The sequence below is a fragment of the Pyxidicoccus caerfyrddinensis genome, assembly GCF_010894405.1.
Classification (GTDB): Bacteria; Myxococcota; Myxococcia; order Myxococcales; family Myxococcaceae; genus Myxococcus; species Myxococcus caerfyrddinensis.
In genome coordinates, this window is sequence record NZ_JAAIYA010000017.1 from 200,118 (window position 1) to 223,526 (window position 23,409).

Annotated in this window: 25 protein-coding genes; 2 read left to right on the forward strand and 23 right to left on the reverse strand. The window is 69.0% G+C overall.

Annotated elements, in window-relative coordinates; all coding sequences use genetic code 11:
* Nucleotides 1-10 precede the first annotated feature (10 nt).
* The 19 genes from G4D86_RS34265 to G4D86_RS34355 all read right to left on the reverse strand — a co-directional run bounded on the left by G4D86_RS34265 (nucleotide 11) and on the right by G4D86_RS34355 (nucleotide 17,697).
* Nucleotides 11-856, reverse strand: a complete 846-nt coding sequence (locus tag G4D86_RS34265) for a type II secretion system F family protein (RefSeq protein WP_163998320.1) — start codon at nucleotides 854-856, stop codon at nucleotides 11-13.
* Between the two features lie 36 nt (nucleotides 857-892).
* Nucleotides 893-1,708 carry a Flp pilus assembly protein CpaB gene (cpaB, locus tag G4D86_RS34270; RefSeq protein ID WP_163998321.1) on the reverse strand — a complete coding sequence of 272 codons (816 nt, stop codon included), beginning with the start codon at nucleotides 1,706-1,708 and terminating at the stop codon, nucleotides 893-895.
* Nucleotides 1,709-1,893: 185 nt separating this feature from the next.
* Nucleotides 1,894-2,601 (reverse strand): hypothetical protein, encoded by a 708-nt coding sequence (locus tag G4D86_RS34275; protein WP_163998322.1) that lies wholly within the window; start codon nucleotides 2,599-2,601, stop codon nucleotides 1,894-1,896.
* 35 nt (nucleotides 2,602-2,636) lie between these two features.
* The gene (locus tag G4D86_RS34280) at nucleotides 2,637-3,332 is read right to left on the reverse strand and encodes a hypothetical protein (RefSeq protein WP_163998323.1); all 696 of its coding nucleotides are present in this window, start codon (nucleotides 3,330-3,332) and stop codon (nucleotides 2,637-2,639) included.
* A 114-nt stretch (nucleotides 3,333-3,446) separates the two neighbouring features.
* Nucleotides 3,447-4,190 (reverse strand): hypothetical protein, encoded by a 744-nt coding sequence (locus G4D86_RS34285; protein ID WP_163998324.1) that lies wholly within the window; start codon nucleotides 4,188-4,190, stop codon nucleotides 3,447-3,449.
* Nucleotides 4,187-4,417 (reverse strand): hypothetical protein, encoded by a 231-nt coding sequence (locus G4D86_RS34290; RefSeq protein WP_163998325.1) that lies wholly within the window; start codon nucleotides 4,415-4,417, stop codon nucleotides 4,187-4,189. The genes G4D86_RS34285 and G4D86_RS34290 overlap by 4 nt, the downstream gene beginning before the upstream one ends.
* Nucleotides 4,414-5,229 (reverse strand): hypothetical protein, encoded by an 816-nt coding sequence (locus G4D86_RS34295; protein WP_163998326.1) that lies wholly within the window; start codon nucleotides 5,227-5,229, stop codon nucleotides 4,414-4,416. Before G4D86_RS34295 ends, G4D86_RS34290 begins: the two co-directional genes overlap by 4 nt.
* A complete protein-coding gene (locus G4D86_RS34300; protein WP_163998327.1) occupies nucleotides 5,226-6,005 on the reverse strand; it encodes a hypothetical protein in 780 nt (259 codons plus the stop codon). The genes G4D86_RS34295 and G4D86_RS34300 overlap by 4 nt, the downstream gene beginning before the upstream one ends.
* Nucleotides 5,998-7,164, reverse strand: a complete 1,167-nt coding sequence (locus G4D86_RS34305) for a TadE/TadG family type IV pilus assembly protein (protein ID WP_163998328.1) — start codon at nucleotides 7,162-7,164, stop codon at nucleotides 5,998-6,000. The genes G4D86_RS34300 and G4D86_RS34305 overlap by 8 nt, the downstream gene beginning before the upstream one ends.
* 15 nt (nucleotides 7,165-7,179) lie before the next feature.
* Nucleotides 7,180-9,273, reverse strand: a complete 2,094-nt coding sequence (locus G4D86_RS34310) for a TadE/TadG family type IV pilus assembly protein (RefSeq protein WP_163998329.1) — start codon at nucleotides 9,271-9,273, stop codon at nucleotides 7,180-7,182.
* A 15-nt stretch (nucleotides 9,274-9,288) separates the two neighbouring features.
* Complete coding sequence (locus G4D86_RS34315) at nucleotides 9,289-10,281, reverse strand: TadE/TadG family type IV pilus assembly protein (protein WP_163998330.1); 993 nt, start codon at nucleotides 10,279-10,281, stop codon at nucleotides 9,289-9,291.
* Between the two features lie 103 nt (nucleotides 10,282-10,384).
* The gene (locus tag G4D86_RS34320; RefSeq protein ID WP_163998331.1) at nucleotides 10,385-11,845 is read right to left on the reverse strand and encodes an anti-sigma factor family protein; all 1,461 of its coding nucleotides are present in this window, start codon (nucleotides 11,843-11,845) and stop codon (nucleotides 10,385-10,387) included.
* The gene (locus tag G4D86_RS34325) at nucleotides 11,842-12,474 is read right to left on the reverse strand and encodes an RNA polymerase sigma factor (RefSeq protein WP_163998332.1); all 633 of its coding nucleotides are present in this window, start codon (nucleotides 12,472-12,474) and stop codon (nucleotides 11,842-11,844) included. Before G4D86_RS34325 ends, G4D86_RS34320 begins: the two co-directional genes overlap by 4 nt.
* An 81-nt stretch (nucleotides 12,475-12,555) precedes the next feature.
* The gene (locus G4D86_RS34330) at nucleotides 12,556-12,963 is read right to left on the reverse strand and encodes a DUF2085 domain-containing protein (protein ID WP_163998333.1); all 408 of its coding nucleotides are present in this window, start codon (nucleotides 12,961-12,963) and stop codon (nucleotides 12,556-12,558) included.
* Nucleotides 12,932-13,984, reverse strand: a complete 1,053-nt coding sequence (locus G4D86_RS34335; protein WP_163998334.1) for an ABC transporter ATP-binding protein — start codon at nucleotides 13,982-13,984, stop codon at nucleotides 12,932-12,934. Before G4D86_RS34335 ends, G4D86_RS34330 begins: the two co-directional genes overlap by 32 nt.
* Nucleotides 13,981-15,009, reverse strand: coding sequence for an ABC transporter ATP-binding protein (locus G4D86_RS34340; RefSeq protein WP_163998335.1), 1,029 nt, complete (start codon nucleotides 15,007-15,009; stop codon nucleotides 13,981-13,983). Before G4D86_RS34340 ends, G4D86_RS34335 begins: the two co-directional genes overlap by 4 nt.
* The gene (locus G4D86_RS34345) at nucleotides 15,006-16,004 is read right to left on the reverse strand and encodes a GspE/PulE/PilB domain-containing protein (RefSeq protein ID WP_163998336.1); all 999 of its coding nucleotides are present in this window, start codon (nucleotides 16,002-16,004) and stop codon (nucleotides 15,006-15,008) included. Before G4D86_RS34345 ends, G4D86_RS34340 begins: the two co-directional genes overlap by 4 nt.
* A 9-nt stretch (nucleotides 16,005-16,013) precedes the next feature.
* Nucleotides 16,014-16,787, reverse strand: coding sequence for a cyclic di-GMP-binding domain-containing protein, MshE-related (locus G4D86_RS34350; RefSeq protein WP_163998337.1), 774 nt, complete (start codon nucleotides 16,785-16,787; stop codon nucleotides 16,014-16,016).
* Between the two features lie 61 nt (nucleotides 16,788-16,848).
* A complete protein-coding gene (locus G4D86_RS34355) occupies nucleotides 16,849-17,697 on the reverse strand; it encodes a DUF4292 domain-containing protein (RefSeq protein ID WP_163998338.1) in 849 nt (282 codons plus the stop codon).
* Nucleotides 17,698-17,740: 43 nt separating this feature from the next.
* Here G4D86_RS34355 and G4D86_RS34360 point away from each other — a divergent pair, with 43 nt between their 5' ends.
* Nucleotides 17,741-18,469, forward strand: a complete 729-nt coding sequence (locus G4D86_RS34360; RefSeq protein ID WP_163998339.1) for a MotA/TolQ/ExbB proton channel family protein — start codon at nucleotides 17,741-17,743, stop codon at nucleotides 18,467-18,469.
* 18 nt (nucleotides 18,470-18,487) lie between these two features.
* A complete protein-coding gene (locus G4D86_RS34365) occupies nucleotides 18,488-18,937 on the forward strand; it encodes an ExbD/TolR family protein (RefSeq protein ID WP_163998340.1) in 450 nt (149 codons plus the stop codon).
* Nucleotides 18,938-19,043: 106 nt separating this feature from the next.
* Here G4D86_RS34365 and G4D86_RS34370 read toward each other — a convergent pair whose 3' ends face one another.
* The 4 genes from G4D86_RS34370 to G4D86_RS34385 form a co-directional block, all read right to left on the reverse strand.
* The gene (locus G4D86_RS34370; RefSeq protein WP_163998341.1) at nucleotides 19,044-20,888 is read right to left on the reverse strand and encodes an acyl-CoA dehydrogenase; all 1,845 of its coding nucleotides are present in this window, start codon (nucleotides 20,886-20,888) and stop codon (nucleotides 19,044-19,046) included.
* A 168-nt stretch (nucleotides 20,889-21,056) separates the two neighbouring features.
* Nucleotides 21,057-21,722, reverse strand: coding sequence for a MaoC family dehydratase (locus G4D86_RS34375; RefSeq protein WP_163998342.1), 666 nt, complete (start codon nucleotides 21,720-21,722; stop codon nucleotides 21,057-21,059).
* The gene (locus G4D86_RS34380; RefSeq protein WP_163998343.1) at nucleotides 21,722-22,171 is read right to left on the reverse strand and encodes a MaoC family dehydratase N-terminal domain-containing protein; all 450 of its coding nucleotides are present in this window, start codon (nucleotides 22,169-22,171) and stop codon (nucleotides 21,722-21,724) included. Before G4D86_RS34380 ends, G4D86_RS34375 begins: the two co-directional genes overlap by 1 nt.
* Before the next feature lie 15 nt (nucleotides 22,172-22,186).
* A complete protein-coding gene (locus G4D86_RS34385) occupies nucleotides 22,187-23,188 on the reverse strand; it encodes an NAD(P)H-dependent amine dehydrogenase family protein (protein WP_163998344.1) in 1,002 nt (333 codons plus the stop codon).
* Between the last annotated feature and the right edge of the window lie 221 nt (nucleotides 23,189-23,409).

Consider the following 23,409-nt stretch of genomic DNA (forward strand, 5'->3'; position numbering starts at 1 on the left):
GGTGCACCCCTCAGATATCGATGTTGACGATGCGGCGGATGATGAGGATGCCCATGATTTCCATGATGGCGATGATCACCACCAGGATCCACCCGAAGAGGTGGTTCATCATGGGCTCCATCAGGTCCGGCCGCATGTAGTTGAGCACCATGCCCAGCACCCCGGGCATGGCCGCGACAATCCACCCCTGCAGCTTGCCCTGCGAGGTGAGCGCGTCGATCTTGCCTTCCAGGCGGAAGCGCTCGCGGATCACCGTGGAGATGGTCTCGAACATCTCCGCCATGTTGCCGCCAAGCTGCCGGGCGATGTTCGTGGACACCACCACCAGCTCCAGGTCGTCGCTGCCCACCCGGCGCCCCATGTTGATGAGCGCCTCTTCCAGGGGCACGCCCAGCTTCACTTCCTTCACGAAGAGGCCGAACTCCTGGGACAGCGGAGGCATGGCCTCGCGCGCCACGTGCTCGATGGCCTGCGGGAAGGTGAGGCCCGCCTTGAAGGCGTTGGCCATGGCCTGCAGCGCGTCCACCAGCTGGACGTTGAACTTCTTGATGCGCCGCTTGCGGTAGTGCTTCACCATCAGCATCGGCACGAAGAAGCCGAACACCGTGGCGATGACCGCGAGGATGGGGTTGAAGATGATGTACGAGAGGATCCCCAGCAAGCACATGCTCGCGATGTTGAGGATCAACATCTGGCGCGGGTCGATGAAGAGGAACATGTCGCTCAAGTCGTTCATCGACTTGGCGACGTAGCGCTCCTGGTACTGCTCGTACGCCTTCGACAGGACGCTGAAGATCACCAGGCTGAAGAAGAAGACAGACCCGGTGACGAGGAGGAGGACGATTCCGGCGAGCATGGGCGTGGTTCCCTGGAGGACCCGCGTGGAGCGCCGTTACGGCGCTGCCGCGCCCGCGGCCTTCTCCGCGCCGCCCTTGATGATCTGGATGATTTCCCGGCGCTTCTGCTCCAGCACGCGGGTGCGCTCGCCGGACAGCAGCGTGCTGATGGTGGCGCGGCCGCGCTCCTCGATGAGGTCCACGTCGTCCTCGTTGCGCAGGGTGAGCGTCAGCGCGCCCAGTTCCGTCGCCAGCACCAGGATTTCCGCCTCTTCCGGCAGCACCATCAGCGAGATGTTGCTGTACTCGCGCTGGTTCTCCGGAATCAGGTTCACGTTCGTGGTGCCGGTGATCTTGCCGGTGGCCACCACGATGACGTTCTGGAGCAGCGTCACCGCGACGCTCTCGTCCGTCTGCGGATCCCGGAAGGTGCCGATGACGTCCACCTTGTCGTTGGGGCGGATCCACCCACCGACGGACGTGGTGTTCTTCGCCTCGATGGTGATGGCGCGGGCCTTGCGCTGCACCTTCGTGGACAGGCGCTCGGCGGCCTTCGTGGTCTCGAACTGGCTCCACAGCAGCGGATCACCCGACTGCAGCGCCACGAGCACCTTCTGGTTCACGACGTAGGAAGCGGAGTCAGGACGCACCACCGACGAGGTGACGAACTGCTCCGGCACCGAGCGCTGGGAGATCATCTCGAAGGTGATGACCGTGCCCTCGGGGATGTCCTGCGCCGCCACGACGACAGGCACCAGGTTCCAACCGCGGCGAACGTCCGCCTCCTTCTTCTTGATGGCGGAATACGCGATGACGCCGGCCAGCAGGCCCAGCACGAGCGCAACGACGAGCGGAGTCTTGCCCTTCAGCATGGTTCAGGAACCTCCAAAACGGGGGGTGCCGTTCGGCGGTGAAGTCCAGAGGGGGTGTGCGAGTACAATCCTGCGCAACAAGCGCGAATGGCGCGGGATGTTAGCCGTGCGATACGCCGGGTGTCAAAACCACCTCTCGCGATAGCCCGGCATCCCGCGCCATTCCGGAAGAAAAAACCAGGGTGCTACAGGTCGGCCAGGTCGGCGCGGTCCCCCGACGTCAGGCCCTTGCTCTCGGTGATGCTGTAGATGGCGTGCTGCACCACGTCGACCTCCTCTTCCCCCGACACGCGCTTGCCGTCCACCAGGCCCAGCAGCTCCTTCAGGGCCGAGTCGCTGGTGACGGGCCCCATCCGGTAGGGCGTGCCCGTGTCGTTGGGGAGAAGGGCCTCGTTGAGGCAGTACGTGAAGAGGGGCACCACGTGCGCGCCGGTGTCCACGCCGCCGTCGGGCAGCCCGCCCGGGCCCGGGGGCGTGGGCGGCACCGTCACGACGACGCGCTCCACCAGCAGGCCGTTCTGGAAGGTCTCCGAGGCGGCGACGATGACGAGGCCCGGCGGGAAGACCACCTCCACCGGCCCGCCAGTGGTGTTGCGCAGCGGCACGCAGACCTTCACGAATTCACCCGAGCCATGGCCCGGGGCCCCATTGCCGCAGTCGTCGGTGATGTCGTGCGCCCCGTACACCGGGCCGCTGACCGCCACGCCCGAAGGCAGGGTGAAGGGGGTGCCCAGGGGGTCTCCCGGGTCGTCTCCCAGGCCGGGCCGGACCTCGTTCACGCCCGCGTCGGGCGTGTCCGTCCCGTCGTCGCCGTCATCATCCCCGTCGCACGCCAACACGCCCGCCCCCACCGCCGCCGCGACGACCAGCCACTTCCAGGCCACATGCGCCATTGCGCGCTCCCTGTCCGTCGTGGACGAGCCATGGACTACAGGTCCCGGATGCCCTCGCGGTCGTCCGCCGTCAGTCCCGAGCCGTCGGTGATGCTGTAGATGGCCTCCTGGACGACCTCCACCTTGGTGCCATCGTCGTAGACGTCCTTGCCCTGCAGGAGCGTGTAGAGCTCCCGCATCTGCGGGTGGTCGGTGATGGGCCCCAGCTCGTAGCGCGCGGACGGGTCGGACGGGTCGCTCGCCTTGTTGATGCAATAGAAGTGCAGCGGCACGTTCACCGTCTCCGGGTTGCTGCCGCCGTCGAGCCCGCCGGGGCCACCCGACGTGGGGGGCACGGTGATGACGACGCGCTCCACCAGCAGGCCGTTCTGGTAGCTCTCCGAGGTGGAGACGATGACGAGGCCCTGAGGAAAGGTCACCTGGACCGGGCCACCGCTGGTGTTGGTGAGCTTGAGGCAGCCGCGCACCCAGAGGCCGCTGCCCACGTCCTGCGTCTGCGGCTGCGGGCAGTTGCCGTCATCATCCGCGCCGACGATGGCTCCGGACACCTGCACGCCCGCGGGCAGCGAGAACGGTGTGCCCTTCGGCTGGCGCCGGTCCTTGCCGAAGCCGGGCTGCGCCCCCGAATCCCCGCCACCGTCCGTCCCCTCCCCGTCCGACCCGTCGTCCTTGCATGCCCCAAGCCCCACCAGGGCCGCCACCAGTAGCCACGTCCAACGCGCCTTTGCCATGTGCGCCTCTCCCTGAAGTGCCAGCGGCCCCCATCTGGAGGGACCGCCGGGTCAACGTCTACCCGGAGCCTCACCGAGCCTGTATTTCCAGGCAACCCCGCAAGCAGCCCCCCGTCAAGGAAGCAATGGTGCGGGGGGTTCGGCGGCAGGCAGGTCAGGGTTGAAGAGGCCGGTGAGCACCACGGGCTCGCCGGTGTCGTCCCGCAGCAGCGCCGGCCGCCCCTGCTCCAGGCCGACGACGCGCAGGGAGAAGGTGACGCCGTCGGGGGAGACGAAGAGCCAGACATCCCCGGGGACGGTGCGCTCGGCGGCCGCGCGGGGAGTCTCCACGCGCAGCACCCGCGCCGGCACGCTCTGGAAGGTCCTGTCCCGGACGCGGGCGTCGGCGCGGAAGGCCTGCTCGAGGAGGGCCTGCCAGGGCGCCGTCTCGACGGGCACCTCGGCCCGCGTCTGGAGCTGGTCCACCATCGCCAGGTGCACGCGCCGTGCGGAGGCGAGGAAGGCCAGGTTGGCCCTCGGCTCCGAGCGCGTGTCCACTGGATCCCGGCCGGAGACGAGCGTCCCCGCGACGCCGGCGAGCACCGCCAGGGAGGCCCACAGCGGCGCGGAGCGGCCCCTTGCCAGGGACACCAGCAGGCGCACCAGGCCCACGGCCGCCACCACCGAGCCCAGCAGCATCCCCCCCCGTGGAGGAGCACCCACGTGGAAGGGCTGCGAGAGCGCGTCCACGAGGTGCCGCCACTCGGGACGGGACGCGCCCAGCGGCACCGCCGCCAGGGCCAGGAAGACGCCCGCGTGCACGAGCCGCAGGCCCCAGGGTGAAGAGCTCCCCTCCCCCTTCCGGGCCACCGCCGTCATGGGAACGGCAGGTTGAGCACGAAGTAGTACGAGTCGTAATAGACCTGGTAGGCCTCGAGGAAGAGGTCGATGACGTTGGACTGCCGGTCATCGGTCCACTTGACCTTCACGGACGCTCCGACGACGAGCGCCACGACGAGGATCCAGTTGAGCAGGGAGTACTCCAACATCGCCTGCCCTCGGCGCGCACGGCGGCTGGAGCGCGGCGTCTTCGTCGCGGAGTTCATGGGCTCTCCTCTTCCTCTTCCTGCAACCAGGGGAGGTTGGCGAACTTCTCGTCGGCGTACTCGAGGTGGATCTCAGGCTCGGTCGGCTGCGGCATGCGGATGCGGGACTTCGCATCCACACCATACTCCGCCACCTCCATGCTCTGGCCGATGCCGGGAATCTCTATCTTCGCCAGGTTGATGACGGGAATCTCCCGGCTCATCCACATGCGCTTGATGACGGTGGAGCGCACGACGACTTCCACCGGGACGGCGGTGACGGTGCCCGCGTGGGTCATCAGGCGCGCCTCCTTGCCGGAGCGCACCACGGGACGGTACGCGGCGGGGACTGCCGGGGCCGGAGCGGCCTTCGCCCTGGCGGCATCGGGGGCCGGCTCCTTCTTCTTGTCGAGCATGGCCTCCAGCGCCTCCTGCGAGTACTCCTGCGGCTTGCCATAGCCCGCGGAGGCGATGAGGCGGGTGATGGCGTGCCGGCGCGGGTCGTCCGCCTCACCCAGGACGACCAGCATCTTCATCTGCCCCAGGGGTGCGCGCATCGCGGGGTGCGTGCCGAACTCCACCTCCATCCACACCGCGTCCCGCTCGTACCGGTCCTTCTCCTGGCCCACGACGGCCATGCGCCAGTAGTGCACGCGTGCGCCGCCGCCATCCATGCGGTAGGTGACCCAGTCGCCCACGCGCGAGGCCCGCGCGCCCCGGGACATGTGGTCCATCAGGGCCTTCATCGTGGGCGCGGGCCCGGACGACGCGGCCCGGGCGGGCCCGGTGGCGAGCAGCACGGCCAGCACGAGGCAGGTCACCAGGGCCTTCACTTCTTGCCTTCCTTGGCCGCGCGCTGGCCGCGCTCATGGGCCTCACGGCTCTCTCGCACGGCGGCATCGTTGGGCATGGCGTCGGGCCGGTCGGAGCCCACCCACATCTGTACCATGGCGGTGAGCCCGTCCTCCACGGGCCGGAGCGTCGTCACCACCTGCTCGCCCTTGCGCGCATGCTCCAGGGTGAGCTGCGTTTCCCCACCGAGCTTCATCGCACCCTGCCGCACCGGCTGGTAGCCCTGCTTCTCGAGCTCCTGGGTGACGCGCTGGCGCACGTCTTCCAGGTTGCCCTGCACGAGCGAGGAGCGGTTCTGCGAGCCGCCCGGCGCATCACGCGTGGCGAGGTCCTGGGTGAAGAGCATCCCCTCCACCTTCACCAGGCCGGGAGCGGAGTTGCGCGGCGCGCTCACCCACAAGTCCCGCAGCACGGTGAAGCCCACCGTCTTGCCGAGGTGCCGGCGAAGGACGACGCCCCGCTGCAGCCCCTCGCGCGTGTACAGGGCGGACACCACCGCCTCGTTCTCCAGGTCACCGTCCACCGCGGTGGGGTAGCCCTGCGAGCGCCAGTGGCGGGTGAAGTAGTCCGCGACCTTCTCCAGCGGGTCGTCCGTGGTGAAGTACGCCATGCGGTAGTACTCACCGGCGATGACCAGGTCATTGCCGATGCGCGTGTGCACCGTGCCCGGATAGACGGGCAGCTCCTGCTGGGCGTGGGCCGCCAGGGCCCCCACCGTCAGCAGCAACGCACAGAGCCGTGCCAGGGAGCTACTCACAGTTGACGATGTCCTCGTTCTTGTCGCCCTTCGTCGCGTCGGCGCTATTGGGGGCGGAGGGGTCTTCGGCCTGCGGATTCTTGCAACCCATGAAGTGCTCGCCACGGGCCTCGAAGATCTTCTTGTACTGCGCATCCGAATACTCGGTGTCGCGGAAGGGCGCCGTGTCGAAGCACTGAGGCCGCTCGTGGTCGAGCAACTCCAGGTCGTTCGACATCTGGTCCTGGAGGCCATGCGCCGCGGCCGTGGGGTAGGCGACCACGCCGTCGCACTGGGACGGGTCCCCACCCTGCAACCCGTAGTTCTTGGAGATGACGAAGGTGCCGAGGAAGGCCGGCGCGAAGTTGTTGAAGGTCGACAGCACGCCGCCCAGCGGCGAGCCCTCGATGCGATCCTTGACGCCCAGGAAGGTCATCCGGTTGACCTGAGCGTAGAGGCCGTGCACGTCGTCGCCCTCGGTGTGGCCGCCCGCGCGCCGGCCGTTGACGACGGCGTCGCTGCCGTCCGGCAGGTTCCACCCGGTGGCGTACATGGAGTGGTGGGCGCTGAGCCGCAGGCTGGCGATGTTCCTGCCGCCGAAGGTGTCCACCTTGAAGAAGTCACCCGTGCTCTGCTCCAGGTAGCGCTGGGGGAGGATGACGTTGTCGAACTGCATCGATACCCGGGACTCCACCCAGCCCTTGGTGTTGAACTTCCAGAAGCCCAGCAGGCCGTTGGCGCCGCCATTGATCGCGCCGAGGACGGAGTTGGCCATGCCGTCGCCACTGTTGCCCAGCACCAGGCCCGCCTCGATGAAGGGCACGTCCTTGTTGACCACGTCCGCCTGGATGTTGGTGTAGCGGGCGATGAAGGAGCCGGGCGGAGCATTGGTCTCCACCGAGTCCATGTCCTTGAAGCGCTCCGTTACCTCCTCCATCGCCTCCCGCTTCGCGTCCGCGAAGGCGGCGTCGTGGTCGGCGTTGCCGAAGTCGGACAGGGTGTAGCTGGCCATCTCCCACGTGGCGTAGCGCGCCAGCTCCAGGAGCTTCAGCTTCGCCCTCACCAATTCGGTGAGGTACATGCTGAACATGAGGATCATCACCAGCACCGGCACCGAGAGCGCGAACTCGACGGTGGCGGCGCCGCGGTGCGGGGCCCTGCGCTGTCTTGGGTATCTCATCAGCGAAGTCCCGGCTTAGTGGGTGATGATCTTGGGGGCAATGTTCTTCAGCGGGCCTGGCAGGGCGTCATTCAGGCTGCCAGCCAGGGGCAGGTTGTGGCGGCCCTGGTACACGGAGGCCAGGCGCGGGCGCCAGTACGGATTGAAGAAGTTGGGCTGCTCCGTCCAGTTGCCGGGCCGGTGGTAGTAGCTCTGGCCGCGGGTGATGACGTTGAGCCCCTCGGAGAAGCTGAGGAACTTCTTCCGGTTGTTCTCCAGCTCCAGCGCGTCCGTGTCCGCCGTGAAGTTGAAGCGGATCTTCCCGTTCGCGTTCAGCAGCGCGGGCGCGTTGGTGCCCGCCTCCTTGTCCTTGAGGTCCCGGTTGGTGATTTCGTCCGGCGACTTGTTGAGCGCGACCCAGGTGGACGGCTGGTTGAAGTCGAACTTGTAGCGCGGGGCCGCGTCGTTGGTGACCGTGCGGCCGCACACGCTCTGGAACTGACCGGGCTCGAAGTGCATGAACGGGACGATGCCCTTCCACGGGTGGTTGCCGTCCTCCGCGGGGTGCACGTTCGCCGTGTAGACATCCATCTTCCCCTTGCCGAAGGGGCACAAACCGAAGGGGATGGTACAGATCTCGTTCTTGGTGACTCCCACCTCTCCCTCGGAGCCCTGGGGGCGCCGGCGGTTGCGCCACGCGCTGTCACCCGTGGGCAGGCGCTGGGGGTGGACACGCCAGTGCACGCCGCCATCGCGGTACGAGCCCTCCTGGTCGTTCAGGGCCCAGATGCTCGTCTTGGACATCCACTGGTAGGGCAGCTTCTTGCGGGACGTGTCCTCGAGGCCCTTGCGAGGATCACCCCAGCAGCGTCCGACGTTCTCCTCGTCCGTCTTGCAGGCCAGTGGGTTCGTCACGCCGGGGAAGTTCGCGGGGCCGAACTTGAGCCAGTACAGGTCGTCCGAGCCCAGGTTGTCGCCCTGGGCCATCATGCCGAGCGTTGGGGCGATGCCGTCATTCCAGTCGCGGATGTAGTTGCGCGTCTTGCTCGTCTTGACGAGCTTGTCCCGGTAGTCGGCGATGTGCGTCAGCATGCGGGTCTGCCCCAGCTTGCCGAAGCTGAAGACCCCGGGGATGTTGATATCGTTGCTGAGCCAGTCGCCGATGATGCCCAGCCAGGGCGGCAGGGGGAGGAGGTCTCCTATCCGGCGCGAGGTGATGAACTTCTGCTGGCAGGACAAGAGGTCTACCCCGCCGACGCCCAACCCGCCCTTCGAGTCACACGCGTAGCGCGTGGCATTGGAGATGCCGCCCATGGAGCGCTTGGCGCGGGCCTCCTTCGACGCCAGGGCTGTCTCCTTGGGGTCGATGGCCTTGAATGGGTTGGCGGGTGTGCCCAGCGGGCGGCCTCCGGCCTCGGCGAAGTGCGTCTGGTCGAAGAGGCATTGGCTGATGACGCCGGTGAGGCCCTGACTGATGAGCGAGTTGATGTTCTTGTCGTTGTCCGCGATGACCGTGTCCGTGGTCTGGAACACGTGCGTGGACGCGGACATCATCATCGCCTGGGATGCGAAGAACAGCACGCTGTTGAGCACCCAGTGCGTGGGGATGACCAGCTTGCCGATGAGCTTGTCCGGGTTGGTGGTGACCAACAGTTGATGGAAGGTCCTCACCACGATCTTCCAGGCATCCATCGCCGTGTCGATGACCTTGAGCACCTGCCCCACCACCGGAATCAGCTTCAAGAGGGGACAGGCTATCTTCCAGAAGAAGCCGTCAGCGTCTCCCGCGCAGGGGTTCAAGGTCTTCATGAACCCGTAGGTGTCCGCGAGGAACGCCTCGGCGAAGTAGATGAGTGACAGCAGCGACTGCCACAGCATCGCCGAGACGTAGTGCGACACCTGCGTGCGGTTGGCGTACGCGTAGAAGTTGAAGGCGCGCGCCTCCATGGCGGCCATGGAGTAGGCGGCGGAGTCCGCCGTGTTCTGCAGGCGGATGCGCTCGTGCACGGTGTGGCCGATGTTGACGGTGGTCAACACGGCGATGGACATGACGAGCACCATCAGCGCGGCCAGCACCAGCGCCTGGCCTTCCTGGCGGCGGAAGCTCTGTCGGAGGGTCCGGGTGATCATGGTCGGTGGGTCCTCTTACAGGCCCCAGTCGGGGTTGAGGTGCATGATCCACTTCCGGTGGAAGTTGGACTGCATGCGCATGGTGTACGTGGCCGTCAGCGGGATGAAGTAGCGCCGGCCCGCGAAGTTGGAGACCAGGGGAATGCTGCCTGTGGCCAGGCCCCAGAGCACCGCCATCTCCAGCGGATACACGGAGTCATAGCCCTTCTCGTGCTGGATGCCCCGGACGGACGCCGCGGCCAGGCCATTGATGTTGCCGTCGGCCATGATGTTGGCGCCCGGAGTGATGGTCGCCCGGTCGATGGCGCCGTGGAGCGCCAGGCCCGCGTTGGAGGCGAACCACGAGGTGAAGATGATCCAGTTCGCGAAGGGCACGCGCAGCTGGTACCAGTAGCGCAGGCGGATGGTGAGCCGCGTGGACTTGCGGTAGACGAGCTCCGACTCGTCCGGCTCCGGCAGGTTGAAGAACTTGCGGATGTGGTTCTCCAGCGAGGGCACCTCGGGGAAGCTGTCCGCCCCGTCGAAGTCCAGCTCCTGCCAGTTGACGCCGTTGCGCAGCTTCCAGATGGTGTTGATGGGCGTGAAGTACGCCGGGTTGATGGTGTCCACCCGGACGATGCCCAGCAGGTTGGAGCCGTTGACGGTGCGGGGCACCACGCCGCCGCCGAAGTTCAACGCGCTCATGCCGGTGTCGTAGAGCTGGTGCAGCGCGAGCGTCGTCCCCAGCTTCGTGATGTCGTTGGTCGCGCCCATCGTGGGCAGCAGCGCGACGATGGCCGCGTCGTGCATGCGCTCGTTGTTGCCGTTCCACACGATGCCGGCCCGCGCCGCCTGGTACGCGGCGTACTCGGTCATCAGCTTCGCGTGCTGCATCATCGTGAGCTGGATGATTCCCAGCGTCATGAAGACGGTCAGCGGCATGATCATCGCCGCTTCCACCGCGGCCTGGCCCGACTGCGCGCGAGACGCCCCCCGCGCCCGCCCACCATCCTGTGCTTCCTGTCCCATGCCGCCATTATCCGGTGAGGCGCGCCGGACTCGCATCGGTCAAATGGACAGACCTACACCCACGTTTCCGTCCATTTTCTATTTGCTCAGAAACCGCAGACCCTCATTTCTGGGGTTCAGCGGATTTCGGGGCGGCCTCGCGGGTTGCGGGCTCGCGGGACAGCATGCGGCGAGCGGCCTGGGCGGCGCTGGAGCCCGGATCATCGGCGATGACCTGCTTGCAGGCGGCGGTGCCTTGGGCCTGACGGCCCAGGGAGAGCTCCGCGTCGCAGAGGCGGTTGAGGAGCCCGAGCCGCTCCGAGCGGGAGGGCCCGGCGGCCAGCGCCGAGCGCAGCAGCCCCGCCTCCAGGTCACGGTCCCCGGCAAGGTACGCCTGACGGGCCTTGCTCGACAGCTCCGCCACGGACGGCCCTGGCTCCGCCTGGGCGCGAGGCGCCGGCATCGCGGCGGCGGGGGTCGCGGCTTCGCTTCGCTTCGCCTTCTTCGCGGGCGCTTCGGACGGGGCGGGCGCACGGCGCTCGGCCAGGGACTCCGTCTGCGCGAGCGCGCCGGTGGCCACATCCGCTCGGCCTCCGGACGGAGACGGGGACGCGGGGGCCGCCGTCGGGGCCGCCGTCGTGGTCGCGGGAGGCCCGGCTGAAACGGACGCGGAGCCCACGGCCTGGGGGGCGTCGCCGCCCGCGAAGACCTTGTCGTACGCGCCGTCGTCTTCGTCGGCGGCCTGGGCCTGCGCCTGGGCCCCGGACAACGAACCACCCAGCTTCAGCGAGTCCTGCTTCGGCGCGGCGTACGCATCGCGCGGCGCGGACTCGGGCAGCGATTCCTCGTCGGGGGCGTCCTTCTCGCCGAAGGCGAACTTCGAGGCCTTCGAGGGGGCGGGCTTCGAAAGCGGCTGCCGGGACGTCTTGGCCCGCGCGCGCTCCGAGGCGCCCTTGCCGTACCCGGCCTTCGCCTTCATCTCCTCCTCGCGAACGATGCGGGCGTCGAGCCCGCCGCCGCTGCCCGCGTTGCGCCAGTCGTCGGCGCGCGCCACTTCCTTCGCGGTGCCCTCGTCCAGGAGCGCCTCCGCGGGAGGCGGGGGCGCTGGCGCGGGGGCCTCCGCGCTCGCGACCACGGGCTCGGGCGCGGCGATGCCGGGCGCAGGTGCGGCGTCCTTCGCCTTCGCCATCTCGGCCTTCGCCGCCACCTGGGCCGGGGAGGGGCTCGCGGGAGCGTGCTCGTTCGCCTCGAGGACGAGGATGCCGAAGGTGCTCACCGAGGCCAGGCCCAGCACCGGCAGCAGCCAGCGGCGCCAGCGCGAGGGCTTGGGCGCGGGGCCCGCGGCGGCGCGGCGCGCGGCCTGCTGCGCGTAGGCCATGAGCGACTCGAGCCCGGCGTCCGGCGCGGGCTCCGAGGAGAGCTGGGACATGGTGGCGCGCACGCCGCGGATGTCGTCCAGGGCCTGGGTGCAGCGAGCGCAGCCCGACAGGTGCGCCTCCATGGCCCGGGCCTCGGGGGTGGGCAGCTCGCCGTAGGCGAAGTCGAGGAGCCGGTCCTCGTGCGCGTGGGCATTCTGCGGATTCATCCCGTCACCGTCCTTCCGTCCTCGGCGAGGTCGCCGTCCACGCCCATGTCCGACAGGCGTCGTCGCAACCCGTCGAGCGCGTAGCGCATCCGGCTCTTCACGGTGTTCTCGGACACACCCGTCACCTCGGCGATGTCCTTGAAGGGAATGCCGCTGTACTCACGCAGGATGAACACCTCTCGCTGCTCCTCCGGGAGGGCCGCCAGGGCGCGCTCCAGCAGGGGCCGGAGGCGGGCGTTGTACGCACCGCGCTCGGGGCTGGCCCCCGTGTCCGGCAGCCCCTCGCCCAGCGGACGTCCCTCTTCCCCATCCGCACCCGCGGCGGGGGCTTCCAGGGACGACGCCTGGCGGTAGCTCTCTTTGCGCGCGCTGTCCACGCAGAGGTTCCTCGCAATCGTATAGAGCCAGGTCGTGAACTTCGCCTTGGGCGTGTACTCGCCGGCGCTCCGTACCACCTTCAGCCACGTCTCCTGCAGCACGTCCTCCGCTCGTGCCCGATGCCCGACGAATCGAAGGACGAAGTTGAACACCGGCGTCCGGTGCTTGCGCACCAGCGCCTCGAACGCGCGCGCGTCCCCCGCCTGAAAGGCGAGCATCAGCCGCTCGTCTGAGGTCTCCGGTCCCAACACTCCCCCATCTCTCCTGGAGCACCCGACACCCCGACCCCTCCTCAACCCGTGCCCTCATAACGGGCGACGGGCCACGAAGGTCTACTCCGGGCGTGGTCTCCGGTAAGTGGCGAGAATGACAGGGAGCGCCACCGCTGTCACGAGGGCGGCCTGGGCCAGAAGCACCGCCGGCAGGGGCCGCTGGACATGCACCTGGAGCGAGCGGCCGAGCGCCAGCCCCAGCAGCACCCCGGTGAGCGTGCGCACCGCGTTGGAGCCGGCCGCCGGGCGGAAGCGCCCCACCGCCCAGTCCACCAGCGCGGGCAGCGTGAGGGCCAGCACCACCGGGATGTCCCAGCGCCACTCGCGCGGGGCGCGCAGGGCGAAGAGGCCCACGAGCGTCACCAGCAGCACCGGATACGTGCCCAGGCAGCGCGCGCAGACGCGCACTCCGCCCAGCACGTAGGTCCGGTTGTACTCATCCGGGTGATGGTGGCTGAGCCAGAACACCGGCATCACCTCCGGAGGCGGGGGCGGCAGTGACTTCGCGGGAGTCGCCCTCCACGAGAAAACAAGCGGCCGTGTGCCCTCCGCCGAGCGGGTACAGCGGCGGCGACTCGCGCCGGCAGCGCTCCATGACGTGGGGGCAGCGCGGGTGGAAGGCGCAGCCGGACGGCGGGTTGAGCGGCGACGGCGGCTCGCCCGGTACGAGAAGGCGGGTGCGCGCGCGGCCCGGGTCCGGCACCGGCACGGAGGACAGGAGCGCCTGCGTGTACGGATGGCGCGGGCGGCGGTACAGCTCCGCGGCGGGCGCCAGCTCCACGATGCGGCCCAGGTACATGACGGCCACGCGGGTGGAGACGTACTCGACGATTTTGAGGTCGTGCGCGATGAAGACGTAGGTGAGGCCGCGCTCGCGCTGCAGGTCCACCAGGAGATTGACGATCTGCGCCTGGATGGACACGTCCAGCGCGCTGATGGGCTCGTCGGCCACCACCAGGTCCGGGCGCAATGCGATGGCTCGTGCAATGCCGATGCGCTGGCGCTGTCCACCGGAGAACTCGTGGGGGTAGCGCTCCAACGCCTCGCGCGGCAGGCCCATGGCGTCCACGAGGGCGGACACCTCGCGCTCCCGCTCGCCGCGCTCGCGCGCGAGGCCGTGGATGGCGAAGGGCTCGCCGAGAATCTCCCGCACCGTCATCCGCGGGTTGAGCGAGGCGTACGGGTCCTGGAAGACGAGCTGCATGCGGCGGCGCAGCGGGCGCAGCCGCCGCTGGGACTGGCCCGTCAGCTCCTGCCCGTCGAAGCGGATGGAGCCGGCGGTGGGCTCCACCAGCCGCAACAGTGCGCGCCCCAGCGTGCTCTTGCCGCAGCCGCTCTCGCCCACCAGTCCGAGCGTCTCTCCGCGCACCACGTCGAAGCCCACCCCGTCCACGGCCTTCACCGCGCCGCGCACGCGCCCCAAGAGTCCCCCGCGCACGGGGAAGTGGACCTTCAAGTCACGTACCTGCAGCAGCGGCCCGGAGCTCATGGCACGGGCACCGGGTTGTGGCAGGCGGCAAGCTGTCCGTCCCGCTTGGGCTCCAGCGGCGGCACCACGCGCGCGCAGATTTCGAGCGCACGGTCGCACCTGTCGCGGAAGGCGCAGCCGGAGGGCAGCCTGCGCAGCGAGGGCACCATGCCGGGAATGGCCCGCAGCCTCCGCTGCGAGGCGGCGCCACCCTCCCCCGTCGCCACCTGGAGCGAGGGAATGGAGCGCAAGAGGCCCGCGGTGTACGGGTGCGCCGGCCGGGAGAACAGCTCGCGCACCGGGGCGCGCTCCACCACGCGGCCCGCGTACATCACCACGACGGTGTCGCAGCTCTCCGCCACCACGCCCAGGTCGTGGGTGATCAGCATCACCGCCATGCCACGCTCGGCCTGGAGTCGCTTGAGCAGGTCCAGAATCTGGGCCTGGATGGTGACGTCCAGCGCGGTGGTGGGCTCGTCGGCGATGAGCAGCGCCGGGTCACACGCGAGCGCCATCGCAATCATCACCCGCTGCCGCATGCCGCCGGAGAGCTGGTGCGGGTACGCGTCCACGCGCTCCTCCGGCGCGGGAATGCCCACCTGCCGCAGCATCTCCACCGCCCGCTCACGCGCCTTCGCGCGCGAGGCGCCCAGGTGCAGCCGGACGCCCTCGGCGATCTGCTCCCCCACGGTGAAGACGGGGTTGAGCGACGTCATCGGCTCCTGGAAGACCATCGCCGCGTGGTGGCCGCGCAGGCGGCGCAGCTCGGCCTCGGGCAGCTTGAGTAGATCCCGGCCCTGGAAGAGGACCTCGCCTCCCACCACGCGCACCGGCGGGTTGGGCGCCAGCCCCAGCACGGACAGGGCGGTGAGGCTCTTGCCGCAGCCACTCTCCCCCACCACCCCGAGCGTTCCGCCCGGGGGCACGGAGAAGGACACGCCGTCCACCGCGCGCACCGGGCCTTCCTCCAGGGACAGCTCGGCGGTGAGGCCGCGGACGTCCAGGAGGGGCCGCTCCGCGTCGGGGCGCTGGACGGCGGCCGTCACTTCCTCGCCAGCTCCTCCAGGAACTCCCCTTCCTGGATGAGGCCCTTGCGGATGAGCAGGCGGATGAGGCTCGCCACCATGCGGGCGGGCTTCACCTTCTCCGTGTCCAGCGAGGCCTCTTCACCCCGGGAGATGCGCTCGATGTCGTCGAGGACGGCCAGGTCCTCGTCGGAGAACTGCGGCGTCGGCGTGAGGGGCATGGAGGGCTTGGCGCCCTGCGCTGCTCCACCGAACAGCACCACAGGCACGCGGGGCTTGCCCCCAGCTCCGTCAGGAGGAGGCGGCGGCGGAGGCTTCGCCGTGGCGGCGGGCTCCACGCCCAGCAGGTCATCCAGCATGTCCGCGCCCGGAGGGGGCGGCGGAGTCGCCACGGGCGGAGGCGGAGGCGAGCTTCGCAGCGTGGGCCTCGCGGCAGCGGCCGGCTTCGGCGCGGGCGGAGGGGCTGCGGGCTTCGGGGGCTCCGGGAAGTCCCACTCCAGGGACGCGCCCGAGCCCACCGGCGGAGGCGGCGGCGTACCCGGCTCCTCGTCCAGCGCCTCGGCCTCCACGATGTCCAGCGGCTCGCCGCGAGCGCGAGCCAGCGCGGTGTCCAGGTCGTCCGCGGCGACGACGAAGACGCGCACCTGCTTGCGCAGCTGGAAGCGCAGCTCGTCCACCAGCGTCAGGTCACCCGGGTCCTCCACGGCGATGTGGATGCGCTCGCTGCGCCCCTCCATCTCCACGCGGAAGGGCATCACGCGGTGCTCGGACTGGAAGTCCACGGACACCAGCCCGGTGACGGCCGGGGGGATGTCCTCCGGCAGCTCCACGAAGGGCAGGCCCGTCTGGGCGGCCAGGGCGCGGCCGATGTCCGCGGACGTGCACAGGCCCTGGGCCACGAGCACCTCGCCCAGCCGCTGATTTCCCGGAGCGCCGCGGCGGCCGAGCGCCACCCGCACCTGCTCCTCCGTCACCACACCCGCCTCGATGAGCAGCTCGCCAATCTTCTTGCGCATGGGCCGGGGCTACCGCTTGACCTTGGCGAGGTACTCCTCGCGCGAGAAGACACCCTTCTCGATGAGCAACTCCACCATCGCCTTGAGGGCGGCGACCTCCTTGCGCTGCACGTCCTCCACGCTGCGCAGCAGCTCCGCGGGGCTGCCGCTGGCGGCCGGGCGCACCGCGGGCGTCTCCGTGCTCGGGCGCGTGGCGGCGGGGGCCGGAGGAGGCGGAGGCGGACGGGCCGCGGGAGCGGCGGCCACGGCGGCCGCTGCCGGGTCCAGGTCCTTGAGGTTCTTCACCACCGTGCGGCCCTGCGCGTCCACCACCTTGAAGTTGGTGTCCGCGTCCTCCAGCTCCGCGTTCTCCTCGTAGATGCGCTGGAAGGCCCGGGCAATGGAGCTGCGGCCCGCCACGTTGGGGACGATGCGGCACTTGGTGACGGCGCGCAGCTCGTCCAGCATCCGCACGTTGAGCGGGTCGGACATCGCCACCACCAGCGTCTTGCCGTCGTCGCGCAGCTGCAGCGGCAGCACGGAGAAGTCGCGCGCCGTCTGCGAGGAAATCTTCGCCTTGACGTGCGGCGGCACCATCTGCACCGCGTCCAGGTTCACCGCCGGCATGCCGAGCTGCTTGGACAGCGCGCGCACCAGGATGTCCTCGGAGACGAGGCTCATCCTGACCAGGATTTCGCCCAGCTTTCCGCCCCACTTCGCCTGTTCGGCGAGCGCGGCCTTGAGCTGGCTCTCCTGGAGCACATTCGCCTTGATCAGCAGTTCTCCGAGCTTGATCTGTGCCATGTCGTGGGGGGCACTCTAGATCGACTCGGCGGTCAGCGCCCCTTCTTCCGCGCCTGCCCGGTCAGGAACCCGGCACTGCCGGTGCGGGCTCGGACGAGACGGGGGGCTGAGAGGGCGCCCCGGCCGGCAGCTCCCGGCCGCGCTCGTCCACCTCCACCACCTTGGCCCCCTCCGGGGGGAGCAGCTCGTAGAGCGTGAGGTCCGGCCGCCCGTTGAGGGAGATCTGCTGGTAGCGCAGCTGAAGCTGCGTCTTCGCCTGCTCGGCCACCAGCTCCACCTTGCCGGGGAAGATGAGCGAGCCCTTCTCCTGGAAGTCGTCGAAGCCCAGGTCGTACCCGGGCACGCCCCGCACCTGGCTCTTCATCACGCGCAGGTATTTGGTGTGCACGTGGAGTACCTGGGTGGCCGGCCCGCTGTAGAGCGTCAACACGTAGACACCCTTCTTGCGGTCCAGCTCCAGCGTCATCCGCTCCGGGGGGACGAGGGGCACCTGGCCGAGCATGATGGCCACCAGCTCCTGGTTGGGCAGCACCACCGGCAGGAAGCGCGACACGTTCTCCGGGCTCGCGGGCCCCTGGTAGTACGTGTTCGTTTCCGTCTGGTACAGGCCGAAGCCCTTCCCGTCCGACACCAGGGAGGCGAGCGGGCGGTTGAAGAAGTCGAACGTCTCCAGGTGCAGCAGGGCCGGCCGGGTGACGGAGACGAACATGCTCAACGTGCCACTGCCCTGCGGGGACTCGACGCGCAGCTTGGAGTCGCCCTCCAGGGACACGATGTTGTCCTGATTCTCGCGGACGCGCTGGTAGACGACCTTCGCGTCGGTGATTTCGCCTTCAGGACCGAACTCAATTCGCTTGGGGCAGGCCGAACAGAGGACTGCCAGGAAGATTGCGGCGGCTGCGCGGTTCATATCTCCTAGTCTGGGCCATGCCGCCCTGCCTGGTCACCCACCAATGAGCCTGAACGACATCCTCCACTACCTTCGCCTGGGCGGCGTCACCCTCGCCCTGCTGCTGCTGGCCTCCGTCGTCGCGCTGGTCGTCGCCGTCGAGCGGCTCATCGCGCTGTGGGGGGTGAGCGAGCGCTCCCGCACCCTGGGCGAGACCGTCAACAAGCACCTCTTGCGTGGCGACATGGCCGCCGCCCGCACCGCCGCCGAGCGCTCGGACTCGGTGACGGCCGACATCTTCCTCGCCGGCTTCGACCGCCTGGAGCGCTCTCGCACCAGCGGGGGCGCCGGCGTGGAGGCCGCCGTGGAGCGCGAGCGCGCCCAGGTGGGCCTGAAGCTGCGCCGCCACCTGTGGGTGCTCGCCACCATCGGCTCGATTACCCCCTTCGTCGGCCTGTTCGGCACCGTGGCGGGCATCATGCGCTCCTTCAAGGACCTGGGCCTGGACGTGGAGGCCGGCGGCACCGGCGGCAGCGCGGCCGTGATGACGGGCATCTCCGAGGCGCTCGTCGCCACCGCCGTGGGCATCCTCGTCGCGGTGCAGGCCATGCTCTTCTACAACTACTTCCAGGCCCGCCTGTCGCGCGTGCTGGTGGAGCTGCGCCTGCTGGGTGACGAGTTCGTGGAGTTGCTCAAGGAGCGCGCCTCGGGCGTCCCCCTGCCCCCCGAGCCGGCCCCCACCCGCGAGTCCCAGCCCCCCGCCGTGCCTCGCCCCGACCCGAAGCTGGCTTGAGCCCGGAGGACCTCCACCATGGCCATGGGCAGAACTCCGGGTGACAACGAAGGCGACGAGGGCGTCTTCGCGGAAATCAACATCACCCCCCTCACCGACATCTTCCTGGTGCTGCTCATCATCTTCATGGTGACCAGCTCCGTCATCGTCCAGCAGGGGCCCGGCGGCGGCGCCAAGGCCGGCTTGAAGGTCAATCTGCCCAAGGGCGGCGCGGCGGACGTCACCGCGCGCAGCACGGACTTGTCCGTGGCGGTGCTCGCCGACGGGCGCTTCGTGCTCGCCGGCAACGTCGTCTCCGAGGACGAGCTGCGCAAGACTTTCGACAACGCGAAGCTCAAGGACCCGGACACCGTGGTCATCGTCCAGGCAGACGAAGGCGTCCCCCACGGCACCGTGGTGCAGGTGATGGAGCTGGCGAAGAAGGCCGGCCTCGGTCAGCTCGCCATCGGCGTGCGAGAGAGCGACTAGCGCCCGGAAGCCTTCGGGCTCGCGTGGAAAAACACAGAGGCCACCCAGGCGAAGGAGCCCGGGTGGCCTCAGGTGTTTCAGGTGCCCCCGGTGAAGGGTCGGTGACTCAGACGGAGCCGAAGGCGGCGTCCGAGATGTCCATCGGCGAGGTGTCCTCGGTGGCAATCATCCGCGCGGCCTGCTCCACGCCGGGCAGCACGTTGCGCGCGTAGTAGAGGGCGCTGAACTTCTTGCCCTCGTAGAAGGCGCGGTCCGGGTGGTCCGCGGACACGGTGCCCTGGGCCTTGTCGGCGATGAGGGCGGCGTCCAGCAGCAGCCAGCCCACCGCCAGCTCGGACATCATCTGCAGGAAGCGGTTGGCGGACAGCGGAATCAGCGGGAACTTCGCGCCGTCCTGGGACCAGCTGAACACCGTCATCGCGCTGGCCATGACGGCCTCCTGCGCGGACGCCAGCGTCTTCACGGCCTCGCCGTACACGGCGTGCTCGCGGTTGGCCTCGATGAAGGCGCCCACGTCACCCATGAACTGCTGGAAGTGCGTGCCGCCGGCCTGCCCCAGCTTGCGGCCCACCAGGTCCATGGCCTGGATGTGGTTGGTGCCCTCGTAGATGGAGAAGATCTTCGAGTCGCGCGTGTACTGCTCCACCGGGTAGTCCTGGATGTAGCCGGCGCCGCCGTAGACCTGGATGGCCTGGGCGCACAGGCGGAAGGCCTGGTCGGAGCCGTAGGCCTTCACCAGCGGGGTGAGCAGCTCCACCTGTCCCTTGTGGTAGGTGGCCGCGTCGTCGTCCTTGCCGGCCAGCTGGCGCGCCTTGTCCAGGTGCATGGCCAGCTTGATGATGAGCGAGCGGATGCCCTCCACGTGCGCCTTGATGTCCAGCAGCATGCGGCGCACGTCCGGGTGCTCGATGATGGCGGCGCGGGGCGCGGTGGGGTCCTTCCACTTGGTGAAGTGCGAGCCCTGCTTGCGGTCCTTCGCGTAGTCGAGCGCGTTGTAGTACGCGGCCGACGCGAGCCCGAGGCCCTGGATGCCCACGGCGATGCGCGCGCCGTTCATCATCTTGAACATCTGGCTCATGCCGACGTGCTCGACGGTGCCGACGAGCTCGCCAATACACGCGTCGCTCTCACCGAAGTTGATGACACAGGTGGCGGAGCCGTTGATGCCCATCTTGTGCTCGATGGAGCCCACGCCCACGTCGTTCGCCTTGCCGGCGCTGCCGTCCGCGTTGATGCGCAGCTTGGGGACGATGAACAGCGACAGGCCCTTGGTGCCCGGCGAGGCACCGTCGATGCGCGCGAGCACGAGGTGGATGATGTTGTCCGCCATGTCGTGGTCGCCGCCGGAGATGAAGATCTTCGTCCCGCGGATGTTGTAGGTGCCGTCGCCGTTGCGGCGGGCGGTGGACTTGGCCGCGCCCACGTCGGAGCCGGCGTGCGGCTCGGTGAGGCACATGGTGCCGCCCCACGTGCCGTTGAGCATCCGCTCCACGAACATCTTCTGCTGGGCGGGCGTCCCGCACTCGGCGATGACTTCCGCCGCGCCGAAGGCCAGGCCGGGGTACATGTTGAACGCGGTGTTGGCCCCCGACAGCAGCTCCTCCACCGTCACCTGGAGCATCATCGGCGCGCCCTGGCCACCGTGCTCGGGGTCCACGGCTACCGTTTTGAAGCCCTGCTCATAGAGCTTCTTCCACGCGTCCTTGAAGCCGGTGGGGGTAAAGACGGAGCCGTTCTCCACCCGGCAGCCCTCGCGGTCGCCCACCGAGTTGAGGGGCCCGAGCACCTCGCGCGCGAAGCGGTACGTCTCCGTGAGCACCGCCTTGGCCTCGTCCGGGCCCCAGGCCTCGTACGGGGCCTGGCCGGACACCTGGCCGAAGCCGAACTGCTCGAACAGCGTGAAGAAGATTTCTCTGAGGTCGGTCTTGTAGGTGTTGATGCCGGCGGACATGGCCACTCCTGCGTGACGGCTCACTGCCTGCCCTCCAGGAGGGCAAAAGGGTCAGTGGCCCAGGTAAGACGCAGGAAGTGTGGCGGCGACTGATTTTTGAGTCAACCCTGAATGACACCGCGCGTTGAGGGGCGGTCAGAACCGCCCGTCAAGCGCGCGGGAAAGAGCCTACTTCTTCGCCTTCTTGGCGGTAGGCAGGGACGCCGTCTTGGCGGCGGGCTTCTCTCGGGGAGCGGTCTTCTTGGAAGAAGCGCCAGTGCGGCGCTCGTCCCCCTCCTCGCCCTCCTCGAGAGCGGCCTCGCCGCTGGCGGCGGCGGCAGCCGGGGCGGCGGTGCTCAGGCTCTCTCGGGGGACTTCCACGACGATGGGCGCCTGGCCGGAGCGCTGCCGGTTCTCGTCCTCGAGGGAGAAGAAGAGCTGGATTTGCGAGGTGCCCTTCATCACCAGCTCGCCGCGCTGGTTCTCCGCCCAGAGGTCGATTTCGACGAAGTAGCGGCCGCCGGTGCCGTGCCTGTCACTGACGCGGCCCTTGCAGACGACGGTGTCGCCCGGCCACACCATCTTGATGAAGCGCACGTTGTAGCGCCGCATCTGGCCGCCGCGGGCCCAGTCGCTGATGAGCTGGCCGAGCATGCCCATGACCAGCATGCCGGGCGCGTAGACGCTCGGCATGCCCACGCTCTTGGCGTAGATCTCGTCCACGTGGACGGGGTTGTAGTCACCGGAGGCACCGGCGTAGCGGGACAGCTGCACGCGGTCGACGGGCGCCTTGGCCAGGGCCGGCAGCTCGTCACCTACGCGGATGGACTCGAAGTACAACTTGCGCGCGGGCATCACGGGGTCTCCTTGGTGGCGCGGACCACCAGCGTCCGGCGGGCGCGGAACACGAGATTGCCCTCCTCGTCACGGCCCTCGTCCTCGATGACGGCGATGTCCATGCGCCCGGAGATGCCGGGGCGCTCGAACACATCCGACACGCGGGTGGAGACGTAGATGCGGTCACCCGCGAAGATGGGCCGCTCGTAGTCGAAGCCCTGCTCGGCGTGCAGCAGGCTCTTGATGCCCACCCCCAGAAGCTCCCGCAGGTCCGCCGCGGAGTGGAAGGACGCGGGGAACGTGGGAGGAGCGATGATGGTGGGATAGCCGGACGCCCGCGCGTACTCCTCGTCGTAGTAGATGGGGTTGTAGTCGCCGATTGCCTCCGCGAAGCGGCGGATGGCACCCTTCTCGACCTCATTGAGCGTCGGCGGCGAGGCGCGACCGATCGCGTTCTTGTCCAGCATTTCCCTCTCCTGACTCTAACGTCCGGCCGGAAGCTCGAGCACCGTGAGGAGCCCTGCTTCGGCAGCCGTCAAGCGTGGCGCGGCATTCACCAGCGCATTCGCGGTGGCCCGGTCGCCCGCCACTCCCCCCGGGATTTCCAGCACCAGCTTCGGGTCCGCGTCGATTTCGATGCGGTCCTTCGGGTCGTCCGCCCCCACGGCGATGGTCAGCTCCAGCCGTACCCGCTCCTGCCCCTCCTCCAAACCCACCACGGACTGGAACATGCCCGCCACCCGCCCCTTCTTCACAGGGAATGCGCCGCCGGTGATGTCCTCCTCGGCGAACACGGGGGCTACTTCTTCTTCGTAGTCGTCGCAATCCAGCCCGAGTCCCAGGGCCGCCAGCGCCGCGGACTCCACCAGGCCGACATGGCCGAGCTGCTCGCTGTCCACCAGCTCGAAGAACTCGTCCTCCGTCAGGCCCGCGCCCACCTTGCGCTGCAGGGCCTCGCGCCGCAGGCGTGCGTCCACCACGCGCGTCGCGGTGGCGCGGCGCACCGGCCCGCACACCTGGCCGGCGATGGCCACCAGCCTGTCCAGCACGAAGCCGGGATTGACGCCGGTGCCCACCACCGCCACGCCCGCCTTCTGCGCGGCCTGCTCCAGCTTGTCCGCCAGCTCCGGGTACTTGAGGTACGGGAAGGCCAGCTCCTCGCAGGTGCTGGCCACCGGCAGGCCCAGCTTCAGCGCCGCCAGAATCTGCTCCATCACCTGCGGCAGCCTGGAGCCGGTGGCGTGCAGCAGCACCACGCCCTTGCGCTTCGCCACCGCCTTCTCCAGCGAGTCCACCACCTTCACGCGAGGCGCGGGACCGCCCAGCACGTCTCCCAGGGCACTCCCCACCAGCGAAGGCTGCGTGTCCACGGCGCCGATGAGCTCCACCTCGGGAGACGACATCGCGGCCCTGGCAATCTCCTGACCGATGAACCCCAGCCCCATCACCACCACCGGCACTGGCCCTTCGGGGGCTCTAGCCATCGGAGATTGCTCCAGGATTCCAAGGGGTTAGCGACACCACGCGGACTGCGTTGGCACCATAAAACACACCTTGGCGAGCAGGCAAGCGTCACTTGGATGTGCGACTCTTCCGGACTGAGAGAACCTCCAAGGATTTCCGGGACTTGCGAGCACACAAGCGCCATGGGGCCCCTGTTTTGACGGCGAGGGACGCGTGTATAAGGGAGAGCAAGCTCGCCTCC

What these genes read in the sequence shown, in the direction of transcription:
- G4D86_RS34315 (WP_163998330.1), bottom strand. Translation starts at nt 10,281, where the DNA reads ATGGGACAGGAAGCACAGGATGGTGGGCGGGCGCGGGGGGCGTCTCGC.
- G4D86_RS34370 (WP_163998341.1), bottom strand. Translation starts at nt 20,888, where the DNA reads ATGTCCGCCGGCATCAACACCTACAAGACCGACCTCAGAGAAATCTTC.
- cpaB (WP_163998321.1), bottom strand. Translation starts at nt 1,708, where the DNA reads ATGCTGAAGGGCAAGACTCCGCTCGTCGTTGCGCTCGTGCTGGGCCTG.
- G4D86_RS34285 (WP_163998324.1), bottom strand. Translation starts at nt 4,190, where the DNA reads ATGACGGCGGTGGCCCGGAAGGGGGAGGGGAGCTCTTCACCCTGGGGC.
- G4D86_RS34365 (WP_163998340.1), top strand. Translation starts at nt 18,488, where the DNA reads ATGGCCATGGGCAGAACTCCGGGTGACAACGAAGGCGACGAGGGCGTC.
- G4D86_RS34310 (WP_163998329.1), bottom strand. Translation starts at nt 9,273, where the DNA reads ATGATCACCCGGACCCTCCGACAGAGCTTCCGCCGCCAGGAAGGCCAG.
- G4D86_RS34375 (WP_163998342.1), bottom strand. Translation starts at nt 21,722, where the DNA reads ATGCCCGCGCGCAAGTTGTACTTCGAGTCCATCCGCGTAGGTGACGAG.
- G4D86_RS34320 (WP_163998331.1), bottom strand. Translation starts at nt 11,845, where the DNA reads ATGAATCCGCAGAATGCCCACGCGCACGAGGACCGGCTCCTCGACTTC.
- G4D86_RS34280 (WP_163998323.1), bottom strand. Translation starts at nt 3,332, where the DNA reads ATGGCAAAGGCGCGTTGGACGTGGCTACTGGTGGCGGCCCTGGTGGGG.
- G4D86_RS34355 (WP_163998338.1), bottom strand. Translation starts at nt 17,697, where the DNA reads ATGAACCGCGCAGCCGCCGCAATCTTCCTGGCAGTCCTCTGTTCGGCC.
- G4D86_RS34275 (WP_163998322.1), bottom strand. Translation starts at nt 2,601, where the DNA reads ATGGCGCATGTGGCCTGGAAGTGGCTGGTCGTCGCGGCGGCGGTGGGG.
- G4D86_RS34360 (WP_163998339.1), top strand. Translation starts at nt 17,741, where the DNA reads ATGAGCCTGAACGACATCCTCCACTACCTTCGCCTGGGCGGCGTCACC.
- G4D86_RS34345 (WP_163998336.1), bottom strand. Translation starts at nt 16,004, where the DNA reads ATGCGCAAGAAGATTGGCGAGCTGCTCATCGAGGCGGGTGTGGTGACG.
- G4D86_RS34265 (WP_163998320.1), bottom strand. Translation starts at nt 856, where the DNA reads ATGCTCGCCGGAATCGTCCTCCTCCTCGTCACCGGGTCTGTCTTCTTC.
- G4D86_RS34350 (WP_163998337.1), bottom strand. Translation starts at nt 16,787, where the DNA reads ATGGCACAGATCAAGCTCGGAGAACTGCTGATCAAGGCGAATGTGCTC.
- G4D86_RS34305 (WP_163998328.1), bottom strand. Translation starts at nt 7,164, where the DNA reads ATGAGATACCCAAGACAGCGCAGGGCCCCGCACCGCGGCGCCGCCACC.
- G4D86_RS34385 (WP_163998344.1), bottom strand. Translation starts at nt 23,188, where the DNA reads ATGGCTAGAGCCCCCGAAGGGCCAGTGCCGGTGGTGGTGATGGGGCTG.
- G4D86_RS34335 (WP_163998334.1), bottom strand. Translation starts at nt 13,984, where the DNA reads ATGAGCTCCGGGCCGCTGCTGCAGGTACGTGACTTGAAGGTCCACTTC.
- G4D86_RS34290 (WP_163998325.1), bottom strand. Translation starts at nt 4,417, where the DNA reads ATGAACTCCGCGACGAAGACGCCGCGCTCCAGCCGCCGTGCGCGCCGA.
- G4D86_RS34380 (WP_163998343.1), bottom strand. Translation starts at nt 22,171, where the DNA reads ATGCTGGACAAGAACGCGATCGGTCGCGCCTCGCCGCCGACGCTCAAT.